The organism is Pseudopedobacter beijingensis (assembly GCF_042678145.1).
Lineage (GTDB): Bacteria > Bacteroidota > Bacteroidia > Sphingobacteriales > Sphingobacteriaceae > Pseudopedobacter > Pseudopedobacter beijingensis.
Window position 1 is genome coordinate 48123 of sequence record NZ_JBHUDG010000016.1, and the last position, 17764, is coordinate 65886.

At 36.6% G+C, this 17764-nt stretch carries 10 protein-coding genes; 5 read left to right on the plus strand and 5 right to left on the minus strand.

Translation table 11 applies throughout. The features are described 5' to 3' along the window. Positions 1–19: 19 nt before the first annotated feature. From ACFSAH_RS10895 to ACFSAH_RS10905, 3 genes are all read right to left on the minus strand, one after another. The gene (locus ACFSAH_RS10895; RefSeq protein WP_379662765.1) at positions 20–655 is read right to left on the minus strand and encodes a carboxypeptidase-like regulatory domain-containing protein; all 636 of its coding nucleotides are present in this window, start codon (positions 653–655) and stop codon (positions 20–22) included. Between the two features lie 145 nt (positions 656–800). Next, complete coding sequence (locus ACFSAH_RS10900; RefSeq protein WP_379662766.1) at positions 801–1058, minus strand: NifU family protein; 258 nt, start codon at positions 1056–1058, stop codon at positions 801–803. Positions 1059–1094: 36 nt separating this feature from the next. Next, positions 1095–2156: an Mrp/NBP35 family ATP-binding protein gene (locus ACFSAH_RS10905; protein ID WP_379662767.1), complete on the minus strand. Its 1062-nt coding sequence runs from the start codon at positions 2154–2156 to the stop codon at positions 1095–1097. 128 nt (positions 2157–2284) lie between these two features. Between ACFSAH_RS10905 and ACFSAH_RS10910 the strand changes: the two genes are divergently transcribed. Beyond that, positions 2285–4420: a transglycosylase domain-containing protein gene (locus tag ACFSAH_RS10910; RefSeq protein WP_379662768.1), complete on the plus strand. Its 2136-nt coding sequence runs from the start codon at positions 2285–2287 to the stop codon at positions 4418–4420. Positions 4421–4979: 559 nt separating this feature from the next. Further along, a complete protein-coding gene (locus ACFSAH_RS10915) occupies positions 4980–6761 on the plus strand; it encodes a glycoside hydrolase family 15 protein (RefSeq protein ID WP_379662769.1) in 1782 nt (593 codons plus the stop codon). Positions 6762–6769: 8 nt separating this feature from the next. Here the strand turns inward: ACFSAH_RS10915 and ACFSAH_RS10920 are convergent, their stop codons facing one another. Then, entirely contained in the window at positions 6770–8944 is a 2175-nt protein-coding gene (locus ACFSAH_RS10920; protein ID WP_379662770.1) for a bifunctional alpha,alpha-trehalose-phosphate synthase (UDP-forming)/trehalose-phosphatase, read from the minus strand. A 149-nt stretch (positions 8945–9093) separates the two neighbouring features. Between ACFSAH_RS10920 and ACFSAH_RS10925 the strand changes: the two genes are divergently transcribed. Beyond that, positions 9094–9750: an NAD(P)H-dependent oxidoreductase gene (locus tag ACFSAH_RS10925; RefSeq protein ID WP_379662771.1), complete on the plus strand. Its 657-nt coding sequence runs from the start codon at positions 9094–9096 to the stop codon at positions 9748–9750. 61 nt (positions 9751–9811) lie between these two features. Here ACFSAH_RS10925 and ACFSAH_RS10930 read toward each other — a convergent pair whose 3' ends face one another. Next, positions 9812–12724, minus strand: coding sequence for a triple tyrosine motif-containing protein (locus ACFSAH_RS10930; protein WP_379662772.1), 2913 nt, complete (start codon positions 12722–12724; stop codon positions 9812–9814). 265 nt (positions 12725–12989) lie between these two features. On the opposite strand from ACFSAH_RS10930, the gene ACFSAH_RS10935 reads away from it, so the two are divergent. Next, the gene (locus ACFSAH_RS10935; protein WP_379662773.1) at positions 12990–16145 is read left to right on the plus strand and encodes a SusC/RagA family TonB-linked outer membrane protein; all 3156 of its coding nucleotides are present in this window, start codon (positions 12990–12992) and stop codon (positions 16143–16145) included. A gap of 11 nt (positions 16146–16156) precedes the next feature. After that, positions 16157–17722, plus strand: a complete 1566-nt coding sequence (locus ACFSAH_RS10940; RefSeq protein ID WP_379662774.1) for a RagB/SusD family nutrient uptake outer membrane protein — start codon at positions 16157–16159, stop codon at positions 17720–17722. Positions 17723–17764 lie beyond the last annotated feature (42 nt).

The window sequence follows — 17764 nt, forward strand, 5'->3', positions numbered from 1 at the left end:
TCCTACAAAAAGCACCCTGTTATTTATTCTTGCTCTTACTCCCTTCCGAAATTTGCTTTAAGAAGCTGGCCCAGGCCAATGGATTAAGCAGTGGGTTGGTTTGTACCATGTTTTTATTAGACAAGCCTATGTGTTGGTTATTGAAAGTCATGCCCTGTATTTCGGCTCCATCCATTGGAACACCAAAATAGAAGCCGTTTTCCATGGTCTTTTTTATGTTTTTCTTAGCTATTTCATAGTCATCATCAGCAAACTTCATGGTCATAAAGTCGCGTTTAAATTCATCTGTACTCGCCCATGGAAATACTCTAACGACCGGAAGCTCTATATTGTCTGATTTCATCTTCACCAAAACTGTAAACTTCTTCTCTTTAATATTTTTCGGAACAATTACTGTTGTTTTTTTATATCCTACCGAGCTTAATAAAATACTATCACCTTCGTGTACTACAAAAGAGAAATAACCTTTATAGTTGGCAGAATATGCCTTCCCTGATGATTGGTTTTTTAAAGTAACATATGGAATTACTGAATTACTATCTATATCATATACTACTCCAGAAAACTGAACTATCTTCTTGTCTCCAGCACCGTTTTGTGAAAAGGCCGCAAGCGAACTCAGGACTATCGTCAATATGGTTAGTAGTCTAAACATCGTTATCTTCTTATTAAACTAAAATAAATAATTACTGTTTTGTTTTCTGTTAAATATTGTTAACAAAAAAAGCCTTAACTCATATAGGGCAAGGCTTCAATATATATCTATTCTAGATTTTTATCTTCTTAAACAACCCAAAGAGTTATTCTACTTCTGTTAAGTTTATTGCCTCAACAGCTGTAATAGATGGAACTGCTTTTTTTATGGCTTGCTCTATCCCTGCTTTCATTGTCATAATACTCATCGGACAGGATTCACATGCACCCAACAATTTAAGCTTAACTACGTTCTCTTCCGTAATTTCTTCAATAGATACATTCCCTCCGTCTGCTGCAAGATAAGGTCTTATTGTATTCAATGCAGCTTCTACCTCTTTTAACAAATTATCTTTTGAATCCATATTCATCTTTTTTATAAAAATACTAATTTTTTTGGCTTATTTCACAATTTCATTGTTAATAGCCACCTGTTGCGCTACTTTCTGCGCCAAATCTATAAACACTTTTGACATTACATGGTTTTTATCCAATGCAATAGGAGCTCCTTCGTCACCGGCCTCACTTACGCTTTGCACCAGAGGGATTTCTCCTAAAAATGGCACATTATATTTTTCGGCCATCTTTTTGCCTCCTTCTTTTCCAAAAATATAGTATTTATTTTCTGGAAGTTCGGCGGGAGTAAAATAAGACATATTCTCCACAATGCCTAGTATAGGAACATTAATGGCATTCATCATAAACATACCTATCCCCTTAGTGGTATCTGCAACAGCAACCTGTTGTGGCGTTGTTACAATAACAGCCCCTGATATAGGGAATCCTTGAGTAATAGTTATATGGATATCTCCCGTTCCCGGAGGCAAATCAACTACCAAATAATCCAATTCACCCCAATCTGTGTCATTAAAGAGCTGTTTAACCGCATTTGATGCCATTGGACCACGCCATGGCACTGGTTGATCCGGGTCGGTGAAAAAACCAAGAGAAAGCAATTTTACACCATATTTTTCAATGGGTTCTATCAAAGTCTTTCCATTGACCTCGGAAGCTGCAGGTTTTGCTCCTTGTAGCCCAAACATAATAGGAACCGAAGGACCATAAATGTCCGCATCAATTAATCCTACTTTTGCTCCGTTTAAACTTAATCCTATGGCCAGATTTGCAGCTACAGTAGATTTTCCAACCCCTCCTTTTCCGGATGATACCGCAATTATGTTTTTTATGTTAGACGAGAACTGCTTTGAGGGAGCAGTTACTCTGCTGGTCATGTGTATATTTATCTCTGCTTCCTGACTTACAAAATGTTTCACGGCATTTCGGCAAGCATTTTCTAACATCTCCTTAAGAGGACATGCAGGCGTGGTTAATACCACTGAAAAACTAACCTTATTCCCCTCAATTACAAGATTTTCTATCATGTTAAGGGTTACCAAATCTTTTTTAAGATCGGGATCCTCAACATTTCTCAGTGCATCTAATACCTTTTCTTTAGTAATCATCTCCTAACAGTTTAATGCAAAGCTACTAAATGAAAGTCCAATAAGCTTAGCTTTCGGTCTTGTTTTTGACCGAAATGTTTATCGATATTTGAATTAAGAAAATTTTTAATACTTTTCGACTATATTTTATGAGAAATTTTTCTGGAAAGCTAAACTTCACGAGACTCAAAAAACCTTTGCTTATTACTGCAATAACGGTATTTGCTGTCTTTATTTGTGCCGGTACCTATGCTTACCTAAAGCGAGATGCTTTACTAAAAACTGCCATCGGAAAGGTTAAAAAGAAAGCCAAAGAGAAGTATAATTTGAATGTAAATTTTGGTTCATACGGATTTAAAGGCCTCTCTTCTGTACATTTCAACAATATTAATGTGGTGCCTGAAGAAAGAGATTCTCTATCGCATATAGACGATTTAACAATTGATATTAAATGGTTTCCTTTAATTTTTGGTGATGTAAAAATTGCAGAATTTTACCTTAACAATGGCAAGCTTAATTTTGTGAAAAAAGATAGCATCAGCAATTACGACTTCTTATTTAAAAAAGACACTACAGATAATAAGAGTCAAAAAACAGAAGTCGACTTTGCCAGTCTTGCAAATAAATTGATTCACCAAGTGCTGGATAAAATCCCAGACGATATGGATGTCGAAAACTTTAGAATTTCGTATACCAGCGATACATCTTCTATGCATATTCATATTCCTCAGGCTAAAATTGTAAATAAACAGCTTTCCTCTAAAATCATCATCAATAACGATTTTTCTACCTGGCATTTAACAGGAATGGTAAATCCTTCACGTGAAAAAATAGACCTGAAACTTTTTGCTGAAAACAAGAAAGTAGAGCTCCCCATTCTGGAAGAAAAGTATGGTCTTAAATTAAATTTTGATACAGTTTCTGCAGAACTGAATAAAGCCAGAAAAAGTGGAAAAGAATTTGAGTTGGTAGGCAATTGGTCTATAAAAAACCTATTGATTAAACATCCACGGATTTCTTTAGATGATGTTATTGTGCCCGATGCCAGTATTGATGCTAAAATAGTTATCGGGAAGTCTTTTTTCTCTGTAGATAGTTCTTCTTTAGTAAAAATTGGACAAGCAGAATTTAGCCCTTTTTTAAGGATAGATCTCAAACCACACCGAATTTACCAGATAAAACTAGATGTTCCGGATCAGAAAGCACAACATATTTTTGATGCCTTTCCTATTGGCTTATTTGAATCTTTGGAAGGCATTAAAGTAAATGGAAAATTAGGCTATAGATTTGATTTTGCTTTTGATACAAGTACACCAGATAGCGTTGTTCTTAATTCTGCCTTAAGGCCCAGTCACGATTTCAGGATTTTGGAATACGGGAAAGTTAATCTTCAGAAAATAAACGGCCCATTTATTTATACGCCTTATGAGAAAGGAAAACCTGTAAGAGATATTTTGGTATCCGATCAAAACCCCAATTTTGTTAGATTAGATCAGATTTCTTCGAATCTCAAAAATGCTATTCTAACAGCAGAAGATCCTTCGTTTTTTACCCATAAAGGTTTTGTAGAACAGTCCATTAAACAATCTATCAGCACTAATTTTAAAACGAAGTCTTTTAAAAGAGGAGGCAGCACAATTTCTATGCAACTGGTTAAAAATATTTTCCTGAACAGGAATAAAACCATAGCCAGAAAGGTGGAAGAGATGCTAATTGTTTGGCTTATTGAAAACCAAAGATTAAGCACAAAATCCAGAATGTTTGAGGTTTACCTGAATATTATTGAGTGGGGAAGAAATATTTACGGCATTAAAGAAGCTTCTAACTATTATTTTGGAAAACACCCTATGGATCTATCCGTTGGGGAAAGTATTTATTTGGCTCATATTGTTCCTAAGCCTAAATCATCTTTATATTCCTGGCAATCCGATGGATCGCTAAAACCCTACCTGCATGGTTATTTCAATTTAATAGGACGGTTGATGGCTGGTAAGGGCTATATTGAAAGAGATTCCAGTGGATACGGCTTCTATTCGGTACATTTGAGAGAAAGCCTTCGCCTACAAATTGCGCCTACGGATACTTTAGCAAAAGATACTTTATCTGAAGACCAGAGTGAAGATCTTTTTAGGTTATTTAATATCAAAAAAGATTCGGTTAGTCATGTCTCAAACACTCTTAAAAAAATATTTTCTGCAAAAGAAGATACTGTTGCAGAAAAAACCAATAAAGAACTGAGACAAGAGCGAAGGCAACAACGTAGAGAAGAGCGTCGAAATAAATAAGGAAAGTAACATCAAATGGTTTCAAAAGTTGGAGTCAAATTTGGTGTTTTTCCCGCTATTACCCTCAATGTAATTCTATAATAATGATTATAGTTTACATGCCTTTTTTCCTGTAGATAATTAACATTATTGATGTTCCTTTTTACCTGCTAAAGAAGTGTTGGAGAAGTGTTAAAGAAGTACTAAAGATGCATTAGCGGTTAGACTCGTATTCTATCTCTTTTAGTCGCCCCTTATCAAAATCTATCACCTGTCTGGTCTTGTGTGCGGACTCTGTTTTTGAATGGATAGAAAATGTATTATACGAGTGCTTATTTCTTCTTCCCACATACAGAAGTACCGGTATATAGGAAATTTATGGGGTGCCAACGGATAAATTAAACTTTCGGGTCTGCTTATTTATTTCTAAAAACCTCAAATAACTTTAGTGTGGCAATGACAAAAAGCTCCCCTTTTTAACCTTAATAAATTTTTTAAAACTATTCTGCATATAATTCATTTCTAATAGAGACGTTTAAGTATTTAATGGCCTTAGCCATGTCAACTAAATAAATTTTTTATGGAGAGACACACTTACCAAACCGGTATAATAGGAAATTGCTCATTTATTGCTCATGTACATGAAAATACCAACATTGCCTGGATGTGCTGGCCCCAATTTGATAGTTCTTTTATTTTTGGTTCTTTGCTGGATCAGGAGAAAGGAGGTGAATTTTCTGTGCTCCCCTCTGATAACTACTTTACCAAACAGTATTACATAGAAAACACCAATATTTTATGTACAGAGGTAACCACCTCTAAAGGGAAATACCGCATTACTGATTTTGCCCCCAGATTTAGCCAATACGAGCGTTTTTTTAAACCGTTGATGCTGATCAGAAAAATAGAACCACTGGAAGGCGACCCTCATATAAAAATTACCTGTAATCCGGTATACGATTATGGGAAAGTACAACTGGAAAAAGTCAGAGGAAGTAACCATATTGAATATATTGGTTGTGAGGAAAAGGTACGTCTTTCTACCAATGTATCTTTGTCTTATCTTTTTGAGGAGAAGTATTTTGTACTGAAAACGGAAAAATACCTGGTGCTTACTTTTGGCAATCCGCTTGAAGCACCTATTGAAACTACCTGCGAAAGCTTCTTAAGTAAAACCAAGCATTACTGGCGAACATGGATTAAACATTCGTCTATTGGCGAGTTCTATCAGGAATATGTGATACGTTCTGCCCTTGCTTTGAAACTTCATCAGTTTGAAGACACCGGAGCTATTATTGCTGCTAGTACAACAAGTTTGCCCGAGTCTCCGGGAAGTGGAAGAAACTGGGATTATCGGTATTGTTGGCTTCGGGATACTTTTTATGTAATGAATGCGCTAAACCATATTGGTCATTTTGAGGAAACAGAGAAGTATTTTGATTATATGACCAATGTTTCTTATGATTCCGGATTAAGATATCAACCGTTATACAGCATTACCAGAGAAAAAAATCTGATAGAAAATATTGCTGATCATTTAACGGGATATTTGGGGAATACTCCCGTAAGAATCGGCAATCAGGCTTATGAACACATACAAAATGATATTTATGGGCAGGCACTTATTTCTTTGTTGCCCCTGTACTGCGATCACAGGTTTGTTTTTTCGGAAAGAAAAGACTCGGCAACATTAGTTGAATTTGCTTTAAAAAAGATAGAGCACACTATTGATGAGAAAGACGCAGGAATATGGGAATTCAGAAACAGTGCTTTTATGCATTGTTACAGCAATCTTTTTCAATGGGCAGGCTGTAGTGCCGCAGCAAAAATAGCCCGTACCATTAACAATGAAGAGCTTGAAGAAAGGGCTATTGCTCTTATGAAAAGAGCAGCTCAACATATAGAAAATTGTTACGACCCGGAACGGGAAGTATATACCCATGCTGTAGGTAGTCCGTATTTGGATGCAAGTACCCTACAATTAATTATGATGAATTATCTGGACCCTAACTCTGACCGGGCCAAAAAACATCTGATGGCGCTTGAAAAAGAGTTGAAGACTCCAAACGGGCTGTTTTACAGATATCTGCATACTGATGACTTTGGACAGCCAAAAGCAACGTTCCTTATTTGCGCTTTCTGGTATGTTGAAGCACTTGCTTGCGTTGGAAGACTAGATGATGCCATCGTTCAATTTGAAAAACTGATGAAATATTGTAATCACCTCAAATTATTTAGTGAAGATATTGATGAAACCACAGGAAGCCAGTGGGGTAATTTCCCTCAGGCATATAGCCACGTAGGGTTAATGAATGCCGCTCATCGTATCTCCACTAAATTAAACAGACCTTTGTATCTGTAAGAATGTAACTATGCCAGATCCTGTAACAATGATCTGGCATCTGTAACATCTTTTACGTAATAATGTGCAGCAGTAATTCCTGAACCCACTTTTACGGTTGTTGCATGAGTAGTCAAAGCATGAAAAGTATCTTCATCAGTAGTATCATCGCCTATGGTAAAAATAAAATCGGCAGGATTTTGTAACAGATAGGCCAAAGCTGCTTTTCCTTTGTTCACGTCTGAGCTTCTGATTTCCAGCACCTTATTTCCAGACAAAATCTGCAATCCCTTGTCTCTGGTTAAATAACTCAGGTTATTGCCCAGTTCTGTTGCTCTTAATGCTCCCAAATCTGCATCCGCTTTCCGGTAGTGCCATGCTAATGAAAAGTTCTTTTCTTCTACAAATGCTCCAGGTGTACGATCTGAGTATGCTTCAAGCATAGGCCTTACATCTTCTTTCCAACTGTTTGCCAAAGTAGTAATGGTTTGTTGCCATCCATCACTTTGTGTCTTTATCCAGGCCCCATGCTCTGCAATGAGATCTATAGGTAAATGACCAAACCAATTTTCCAGTGTTTGCTGCTGCCTGCCACTAATAATAACAATCAGATTGCGCTCATCGGCATTCAGTTGCTGTAATAGTTTATAAAGTTCTTTATCGGGAGAGGCTTGGTTAATATCCGGCTTAAACCCTACCAATGTACCATCATAATCTAAAAAAAACACTCTTTTTGTTGCCTTATCTTTTTTCTCAATGATACTTGCTTTTATATAGTTATTTATTTTTCGGGTTTCGTTCTCTTTCTGAGCCTGCTTAATCTGTTTCAATTGTGTCATAAATATCTTTACCCAATGGTATACGTCAAATTTTTCTACTGTTTTAATAAGTGCATTCATCCGTTCCCGCTGTTCAGACAAACTGGTTTCTAACGCCTGTAGTATGGCCCCATAAATCTCATCCTGATTATTTGGGTTTACAATAATAGCTTCTGAAAGCTCTTTAGAAGCGCCTGCCATTTCACTCAAAATAAGCAAACCATCCGGTTTTCTGCGACTAGCGATATATTCCTTACTCACCAGATTCATTCCATCCCGCATAGGCGTAACTACGCAAATATCGGCTCTTGAATAAACCGCAACAACATGTTCCATAGGAAACGATCGATAAAAATACTGTACAGGATGCCAGGATTCTGTCCTGAAGCGAGCGTTAATATTTCCAGATAACTTATCTACTTCATCCTTTAATTCTTTATACTGGGCAATGGTATCTCTTGATGGAACGACAACCATATATAGGACTATTTTTTCTATATATTCCGGATGATTTTCAAGAATTCTCTCAAAGGCATGCAGTCTTTGTAATATGCCTTTACTATAATCTAGCCGGTCGATGGAAAGAATTACTTTTTGTCCCTTATAGTTTTTAATAAGCTCTTTGTAGAAGCCTTTGGTTGCCCTGCCTTTCTTCATGCTCTCAAACTTTTGGGCATCTATTCCCATGGGGAAGGCATCTACAGAAATTTCTCTTCCCCCTTTCTGTAATCTGTTGGAGCTTGCTGCCAGATGAAGTAACCTTGCCGATGCGCTGATAAAATGCCGGACATCGTCATAGGTATGAAACCCTACTAAATCAGCGCCAAGCATGCCGCATAAAAGCTCTTCACGCCAGGGAATAAGTCTGAAAATTTCGTAAGATGGAAATGGTATGTGTTGAAAAAAACCAATAGAAACATCTGGTATTTCGTCCCTAATCATTTTAGGAAGTAAAAGTAATTGATAATCATGTATCCATAAAGTATCGCCAGGCTCTATCTTTTCTAAAATAGCTTGTTTAAATTTTTCGTTAACCTCTTGGTAATATTTCCAATACCGGTTTTCAAATTGCGCATAAGTGGTCATGTAATGAAATACCGGCCACAAAACTTCATTAGAAAAACCTTCGTAATAATTTTCTATCTCATCCTCACTTAAAAATACCGGGTAAAGGTTTTCTTTATCTAGTAAATTAACAACATCCTGTTGTCTGTTTTGGTCACAAATAGTTTCTCCCGGCCAACCAATCCAGATATTATCACCATGTTTATATATAGAGCTTAAGCCTGTAGCTAATCCGCCTTCACTTTGTTTCAAGTGTATTTTTCCATCATCTTCAATAATCTTTATAGGAAGCCTGTTAGATACTATAATTGTTTTGCTCATATTTTTGTTACATTAATGTTCCCATATTAAGCAAAAACGCTTCCAATATAAGCTGTATTGAAATTATCTATAACTCATGCCGCAGAATATCAATTATTTGTCAAAAAAAACACGAAAGAAAATATATACGTGTTTAAACACTTATTTTTGTGAAAAATATTTTAATCATGAACAGTCAGGAAATTATTGATAAATTGAATTGGAGATATGCCACAAAAAAATTTGATACCTCCAAGAAACTAACAAATGAACAGTTGAGCAACTTACTGGAGGTGGTACAACTGAGCCCCAGCTCTTTTGGAGTGCAGCCCTATAGGATATTGGTGATATCTGACCCTGATGTTAGGGCAAAACTACGAGCTGCGGGAAGTAATCAGCCACAAATTACAGATGCTTCACAACTTTTTGTTTTTGCTGTATATGATAATTTTGACAGCAGTCATATCGAAGATTACATCCATAATATTGCAGCTACGAGAGAAACGAGTCGAGAAAGCCTTGCTGGAATGGAAGGTGTGTTAAAATCTATTGTAAACAGTAAAAATAAAGAAGAGTTAAAAAACTGGAACAGCAGACAGGCTTATATTGCCTTGGGGACACTTTTGGAAAGTGCAGCTCTTTTAGGTTTTGACGCTTGTCCAATGGAAGGTTTTAACAATAGCGAGTTTGACGAGATTCTGAATCTGAGAGAAAAAAATCTAACATCTGTGGTTATTGCTGCTGTTGGTTTCAGAGATGAAGATGACAAGTACCAGCATTACAAGAAAGTAAGAAAACACAGAAAAGATCTTTTTATAGAGATATGATTTTCCATTAAATAAACAAAAGGGCGAGGTTAGGACACTGGTTCTTCCTCGCTTTTTTTGTTTATTCGTCTGAAGTTACCTGATAGAGGTAATCAAAAAGATTGGTATCTGAAGAAAGCTGCAATTTCTTTCTTAACCGATAACGACTAACTTCTACTGCCCTGATAGTAATGCTTAATAATTGAGCTATTTCTTTTGAAGAGAGATTCATTTTTAGATACGCACAGAGCTTCAAATCATTTTGGCTAAGATTTGGGAATTTATCTTTCAACTTGGTTAGAAAGTTTGAATGGATCTGGTCAAAGTGATGTGAAAATTGCTCCCAATCTGAATCCGATTTTTCTGACTCGTTTAAAAGGCGGATTACCTTTTTCAACTCATCCTCATACTCTGGAGAAAGTGGAGCCTCACACAAAGGAAGTAAACCGTCTTTAATTTTAGACAAAAGCTTGTTTTTTTGGACCAGGTGCATACTGGTTGTTGCCAATTCCTTGTTTTTATAAATAACTTCGGTCTCCAGCTTTTCGTTCTGCAGTTTTATAATTTCGCTTTTATTCAATTCTATTTCAAGGTCGTGTTGTTTTTTTAACAAATTTTGCGCTCTGATGTGCTTTTTCTGCTGTTGTTTAATAATTGCATAAATAGCAAAGATAAAAGCCATGAAACAGAAGAAATAAAAATAATTGGTTTCGTACCATGCCGGCTCTATTTCAAAAGTATAAGTAGCCACAGAAGATTCGTTTCCGAAGTTATTTCTGGCCTTAACTTTAAATACATAAACACCTTTGGGTAGGTTAGTATATGATTTTTCTGAGCGCGTATTCCATTCAGACCAATCGTCATCAAATCCTTCTAGTTTGTAGGAAAATTGTATATTCTTCTGCTGTTCGTAAAGGGTAGAAGAAAATTCAAACTGTAACGAATTAAAGCTCTTTTCTAAAACGACCTGATTATTCTTATCCTGATAAGGAAGTATTTCTCCGGAATTCTTCACAAAGTAGCCTCCAAACAAAATACTATCTGCTTTATTGCTGGCCTTTACCGAAGAAAGAATAACGTTTATCTTTTTTAGATTACGGGCATATTTCTCAAAATTAATATGAATTAGGCCTTTATTAGCTCCTATAAAAACGTTTTGCGCATTATATGGATAAATATTTTCAAATCCGGCAACCACTTGTGAATTAAGTTCAGGAAAATAGATAATATCAAACTTTTCCAGTTTTAGTGGATTCTCAAAATGGACAACGCCAATCTTTTTATTGCTTACAAACCAAATATTTCCCGAGGTATCTTCTTTTAGATAATGGTATACGGTGCGTCCAAATATTCTATCTAAAATATCAGATCTCTTAAAAGCATCCTTAGCAATATCGTATTCATACAATCCGTCTTTTGCCGCAACAATAACCCTGTCTTTTAATTTTACAACCACATTTCCCAGATTTGAAGGTAAACCTTTATGGTTCCCATAAATAGTTGTTTTAGTGATTTTTTTAAGGTCTTCTGATAAATCGAATTTAAAAACACCTCTATAAGGATGCGAAGCCCATAGTACTTTCCCGTCATGAAAAACAAACCGCATAGATTCAGTGACTCCTGCTATCTTGCCTTCATTTATAAATGAACTTCCTTGCTTAGATATCAAGTTTAAACCAGTATAGGTTCCCGCAATAATTTTATCTGGAAAATCAGGATTCAATGATTCAAAAAGCCATGTAGCAGGTGAGTTATACAATAGATGTCCTACATTTTCATCAATAGCATAAGCCCCATCTTCATGTCCGGCAACAACTTTGTTATCAACCGCGTTTAAGCTCCATGTCTGTCCTCTCAGGTTTTTGACCTCGGTAAAAGAATGACGTAAAAGGCTAAAATCATTGATGTTAGGCTCTATAGGGTTTACATATATTCCATTTGAAGTACCCACATATAGTTCCCCCTGGTTAACAAGGGTGGAATAGCTGCTTCTTTGCTTTTCTTTATCAGGATAAATATACTTTATGGCATTGTTGAATGCTATAAAATTAATTCCATCGTCTAAACCCAACCAAAGATTACGATTCTGATCCATAAATACACTTCGTAATTTATTAATATATAAGCCTTCTGTTGCAGAAAGCTTTTGATGAATATGTCCCTGTTTATCAATAATCAAACAACCGGCAGAAGATGTGGCCACGGCATAAGTATTTTCTCCTATTTTTAATACTCTATAAATTCTATTTTTCTTAAACTCTTCATCCGCACTTGTCTTTTTATTAATTATAAAGTCTTTTCCTAACAAGAAGAAGCCATTTTTTAAAGTGGATAACAATAAAGTATCGGTTGAATATTGTTGTATAGAGGTTACGTAATCATTAAAAAACACCTGGTGAGCGGGGGCTTTCTTCCAAACACCATTTTGATAATACATTAACCCTTCGCCCATATCTTGGGCATAAACCTCCCCGTGTACTTCCCCCATAAACTCCCATAACTGCTTGGGACGATAAACACTAAAATGATTATTAACAAGTCGTAGTATCTTATCTGCTGTTCTAAAAAACAAGGCATCTTTATGCTGAACTATTTCCCATATATCGGAAAGCTGACGCTCATTTTCTGGGATAAGATCTCTTATAGAGTGATATTGAAGAACGCCGCTTCTGTCTGGAAAGAAATATCCAATTTCATCTTGTCCACCCACATAAATTCTTCCTTCCTTTGTAATTTCTAACGAACGAACAATTGTTCGATTTGGCAGAGGATATAGTTTCCAATGCCTACCATCAAAAGCTAATAGCCCTTCATTATTGGCAAAATACATGATTCCTCTTTCATCCTGTCCAATACACCAATTCTGAGTTCCTGCTCCATAATCTAGCCCTGTATAAGTATTTATTTGGGGAAATCCAATTTGATTTTGAGCGTTCAAAAGAACAGGAAAAACCAAAAGGAAGAAGAAGTATCCGTATTTAATTACATTAATCATCAGAATAGGTTTTGATTGGCCTTAATTATTTACCAGGTCTAATACGTAAAGAAAACCAATTTTATTCTGAGTATCAAAAAAACAGACTTCTATTTTCCATGTAGTAGTATTGTAGTACCCAAAAAGTGCCTTGCTTTAACTAATTTCAACTTGTATAGGTTTAGTTGTAGGGGTAAAATCATCTATTTATTACTACAAGTTATATATTTGAGTCATTACAATAAGCCAAATTACGTACCAACTTAATCCTAAAATAAAATTTTACATGAAAAAAATCTCCGTTTTATTTTTCTTATTGATTTATATTCTTCAAGCTGATTTTTTATTGGCGCAGGGAATAAAGGTAACCGGAAAGGTTACGGATGAGGAAGGAGCGCCTATTCCTGGCGTTACTGTATTGATAAAGGGAACTACCTTTGGAACTCAAACAGATGTTTCTGGGAATTATTCGCTACAAACTTCTAATAGGGAACAGTTAATTGTTTTTTCTTTTATTGGATTTCAAAAGCTTGAACTCAAAGCTAATGATTCTGGAGTTCTCAATGTTAGCATGAAGCCAGATGTTAGAATGCTTGATGAAGTCGTTTCTATTGGCTATGGAACAGTAAAGAAAAGTGATTTAACAGGATCAGTAACTTCTATAAAAGCAGAGGATCTTAAAAAAACACCTGCAGCAAATTTAGATCAGGCTTTACAGGGAAGAGCCGCAGGAGTTACCGTTAATGCCAATAGCGGACAACCAGGAGCTTCTGCCGTGGTTCGTATTAGAGGTATTGGTACGGTTAACGACAGTTCCCCTATTTATGTGGTAGACGGAGTTATCCTTAGCGATATTTCTTTCCTCAGCCCCAACGACATCGAATCTACAGAAATTTTAAAAGACGCTTCTGCAACGGCAATTTATGGATCAAGAGGGGCAAATGGGGTTATTCTCGTAAATACCAAAAAAGGGAAATCTGGAAAGACAACGATCAGTTTTGACACATATGCTGGAGTACAGAACCGTTGGAATAAGCTGGATTTAATGAAAAGTAAAGAATTTGTGGAAAAAATTATTGAAATAGGCCGTCTTCCGGGGGATGGATCAGATGAGCTAATCAATTCATCAGAAAAGGCTTATTATGATCAATATGGCTTCAACAGATGGCTGGCAGCTTACCGTATAGGAAACACTTCTCCCTATTATCCTGTAATTAGATCAACGGCAAATCCTAACGGAATAAATTACAGTGCAATAGAAACAGAATGGCAAGATGAAGTTTTCAATAAAAACGCATCTATACAAAACTATTACCTATCTGTCGATGGCGGTAGCGAAAAAAGTAATTACTCTATGAGTAGTAGCTACTTCGATCAGGATGGTACTATCATCGGTTCTAATTTTAAAAGGCTTACTATACGGATAAACTCAGGACATCAACTAAGAAATTGGCTTAAAATAGGGCAGAATCTTACTTTCGCTTCGTCAGAAGGGCGCAATGCCATGAACAATAATGCCAGTCCCGGAGCATCTGTATTATCTGCCGCTTTGGCGATGGCACCTTGGGATCCCACTCATTATCCCGAAGGTTCTGTGAACAGATATGGAAAAGATTTGGGTGGACAAATAAGTGCCTCTTCAAATTTTGAAAATGCAACCAACCCTTTCTCTATGGTTAATAATTCTTTCCCCTCAGATAAAAACGAGCGTATTGTAGGAGATATTTATCTGGAAATTAAACCGATAAAAGGGCTTACTCTACGCTCTGACGTGAGTATAGATATGAATAACAATAGAAACAAGCTGTATAAAACAAAATATATCTATTCTGACTATGACAAAATGGACAAAAACTTTCTATCGAGCAGTATGGGCCGTTCTGCAGTATTACGTTTTGAGAACATTTTAACCTATAGCAAAGAAATAAAAAAGCATAGCTTCTCTTTAATGGGGGGACAAGTTACCGAGGAATATAATTATTATAGTATTGGAGGCTCCGGAGCATCTATTCTGAATCCTGTTAATACCAACTGGTATTTGTCTCAAACGACAGAAGATCGCACCCCCTCTTCAGATGGTGTAGCTCGTACCAGAATGTTCTCTTTATTAGGAAGAGCACAATATTCTTATGCTAGTAAATATCTGGCAACGATTAATTTCAGGGCAGATGGATCAAGTAAATTCCAAGAAAGTCCCTACGGATATTTCCCATCAGCAGCTTTGGCATGGAGAATAAGCGAAGAGGACTGGATGAAAAACTCAGCATCGGTTATAGATCAACTTAAGTTACGCATAGGTTACGGACAAATAGGAAATGAAAAAATTGGTTCAGACAACTTTATTCTGAAAATGTTTAACACAGGGCCAACTTTTGTTGACTATGTTTTAGGAGTAAATCAACAGTTGGCGGGAGGAGCTACCATTTTGACATATGTAAACAAAGGTGGTAAGTGGGAAAGAACCGAGCAATGGAACGCGGGAGTAGATTTTGGTTTATACCAAAGCAAACTTTCAGGTACAGTAGATCTTTTTGTACGTAATACCAAAGACATGTTGCTAAGTGTAAAAGCTCCGGCACATATAGGTAATCGGTATGATCCGGTAGCCAACGTAGGAACCGTGCAAAACAAAGGAGCTGAAATAACATTAACCTATCAGAACACCAGGATGTTAGCAACCAAACCATTCTATTATAACATAACAGGGAATGTTTCTTTTATTAAGAACGAATTAACAGCACTCAATGGCGGACAAAGAGTATTTGGAACATATACTTTAAGTGACGAAGGTTTGCCCTTATTTTCACTTTGGGGCTACCAATACGAAGGTATATACTCGAAAAATGAGAACGCTCTGGATTATTTAACAGGCTATTCGGCAAGCGAGATTGCGTATCATGCAGGAGATGCCCGTTATACAGATTTGAACAAAGACGGACTTATAGATGACAAAGACCAGACCAAAATAGGTAACCCTTTTCCATGGCTTACTTACGGATTGAATTTAAGCGCCAACTGGAAAAATTTTGATACACAGATATTTTTTCAGGGAGTTTATGGAAATCAGATTTTCAATGCTGTTCGTTTCAGAACTGAAGGTGATGGATTGCAATCAACATTAAGTACTTCTATGCGTGATTTATGGAATCCTGAAACTAACAAAAACGGAAGTATTCCTAACCCTATAAAAGCAGTAAACAAATTCGCATCAAGCCGCTTGATAGAAAGTGGGGCCTATTTTCGATTGAAAAATGTACAGATAGGATACACTTTGCCTACTACGATCAAAGGAATTGATAGATGCAGGCTTTATCTGGCAGGTAGCAACCTGCTGACGTTTACCAAATACACCGGATATGACCCTGAAGTTGGAAGTGGTGTAGACTTTGGTAACTATCCACAATCCAGAACAATCATGATTGGTGCTAACATTAACTTTTAAGATCAGAGGATATGAAAAATACATATAAAAAAATATTTCTAGCAATATACTTCTCAAGTGCATTAACTCTATCTTCTTGCGAGAAATGGTTATTGTCTCCTTCTCCGGGAGTTACCAAGCTGGAAGACTTCTTTACATCAGCAGAAACAGCCGTACAATCTATAAATGCAGCTTATATGCCCTTAGCATGGGAATATAATAGTACTTTTTTTAGCGAGTGGTTTATTGGTGATGTGGTTTCTGACGATGCGTTAAAAGGAGGCCAAGGAATTACTGATATGGCCGCTGCCTATGATATGGAAAATTTTAAAACCCAAGCAAACAATGAACTCCTTCTCAATTTTTACAGAGCACAGTATCAGGGAATAGCTCGCTGTAACTTAGTTTTAGATCAAGTTCCTAAAATGGGAACAGACGAAACCTTAATTCAAAAATTAAAAGACAGGATAGCAGGTGAAGCAAAGTTCCTTAGAGCACTATATTATTATCGGCTAGTAAGAGTATTTGGAGGTGTTCCTAAAGTTGATTTTGTGATAGAAAGTGCTAACCAATGGATACAGCCCGTGGCAACTACAGATGCAATTTATGGTTTAATCATAGAGGATTTAAAAGATGCCGAAGGTAAACTATGGAAAAAGAGCGAATACGATGATAAAGATTTGGGAAGAGCCACCAAAGGAGCTGCCCAGGCCATGCTATTAAAAGTATATCTTACCAGACATGATTATCCTCAGGCAGAAATATGGGGTAAAAAAATTGTAGATCAGGCAGAAAATGAAGGTGAGTATAATCTGGTAAACAATTATGCCGACAATTTTACATTGTTAGGCGAAAACGGCTCTGAGTCTATTTTTGAAATCCAATATATGGACGATCCAATGTCTGACTATGGACAAGGGTTTGGCTTTACACGCGGTACATTTACAGTTATGTTGACACGCTCGCGCATGTCGACATTAGGCGGTGGCTGGGGCTTCAATAAACCAACACAGAACCTTTATAACGAATACGAAGCAGGAGACCCTCGTAGAGAGGTTACTATATTAGATCAACCGGGAGCTACCGCAAATGAAATTTACCTAGGCAATACCTACATAAGTAAGAAATATGCCATGATGGAAGACGGTCCTGGGAATACCATTTTAACTTTAAGCCATGCTACACGTGGACCAATCAATATAAAAACCATACGTTATGCAGATGTGCTGTTAATGTACGCAGAAGCATGTGTAGAAAACAACAATACTACACAAGCAAAATGGGCTTTAGAGGAGGTGAGATCGAGAGCAAGAGGCGGAAATAATGCTATTCTCCCTGCTTTCCCTAATTATTTAGGCTATATAGATACTAAAGGCGATTTACGCAAAGCCATCCGCCACGAACGCAGGGTAGAACTGGCTATGGAAGGTCACCGCTGGTTCGACTTAACCCGCTGGGGCGTAGCAAAAGAGGTAATGGATGCTTACAAGGCCTCTGAAACAGAAGAAGTAAGAGCGCATATAGCAAATTTTATAGGAGGAAAACACGAAACATTCCCCTTGCCAGAAGAAGAAGTTAAGCTTGGAGAGTTAAATTAATCAATTTATATAATAACTATTTAAAACAATCAAATTTTAAAA

What these genes read in the sequence shown, in the direction of transcription:
- ACFSAH_RS10915 (WP_379662769.1), top strand. Translation starts at nt 4,980, where the DNA reads ATGGAGAGACACACTTACCAAACCGGTATAATAGGAAATTGCTCATTT.
- ACFSAH_RS10900 (WP_379662766.1), bottom strand. Translation starts at nt 1,058, where the DNA reads ATGGATTCAAAAGATAATTTGTTAAAAGAGGTAGAAGCTGCATTGAAT.
- ACFSAH_RS10930 (WP_379662772.1), bottom strand. Translation starts at nt 12,724, where the DNA reads ATGATTAATGTAATTAAATACGGATACTTCTTCTTCCTTTTGGTTTTT.
- ACFSAH_RS10935 (WP_379662773.1), top strand. Translation starts at nt 12,990, where the DNA reads ATGAAAAAAATCTCCGTTTTATTTTTCTTATTGATTTATATTCTTCAA.
- ACFSAH_RS10920 (WP_379662770.1), bottom strand. Translation starts at nt 8,944, where the DNA reads ATGAGCAAAACAATTATAGTATCTAACAGGCTTCCTATAAAGATTATT.
- ACFSAH_RS10905 (WP_379662767.1), bottom strand. Translation starts at nt 2,156, where the DNA reads ATGATTACTAAAGAAAAGGTATTAGATGCACTGAGAAATGTTGAGGAT.
- ACFSAH_RS10895 (WP_379662765.1), bottom strand. Translation starts at nt 655, where the DNA reads ATGTTTAGACTACTAACCATATTGACGATAGTCCTGAGTTCGCTTGCG.
- ACFSAH_RS10940 (WP_379662774.1), top strand. Translation starts at nt 16,157, where the DNA reads ATGAAAAATACATATAAAAAAATATTTCTAGCAATATACTTCTCAAGT.
- ACFSAH_RS10910 (WP_379662768.1), top strand. Translation starts at nt 2,285, where the DNA reads ATGAGAAATTTTTCTGGAAAGCTAAACTTCACGAGACTCAAAAAACCT.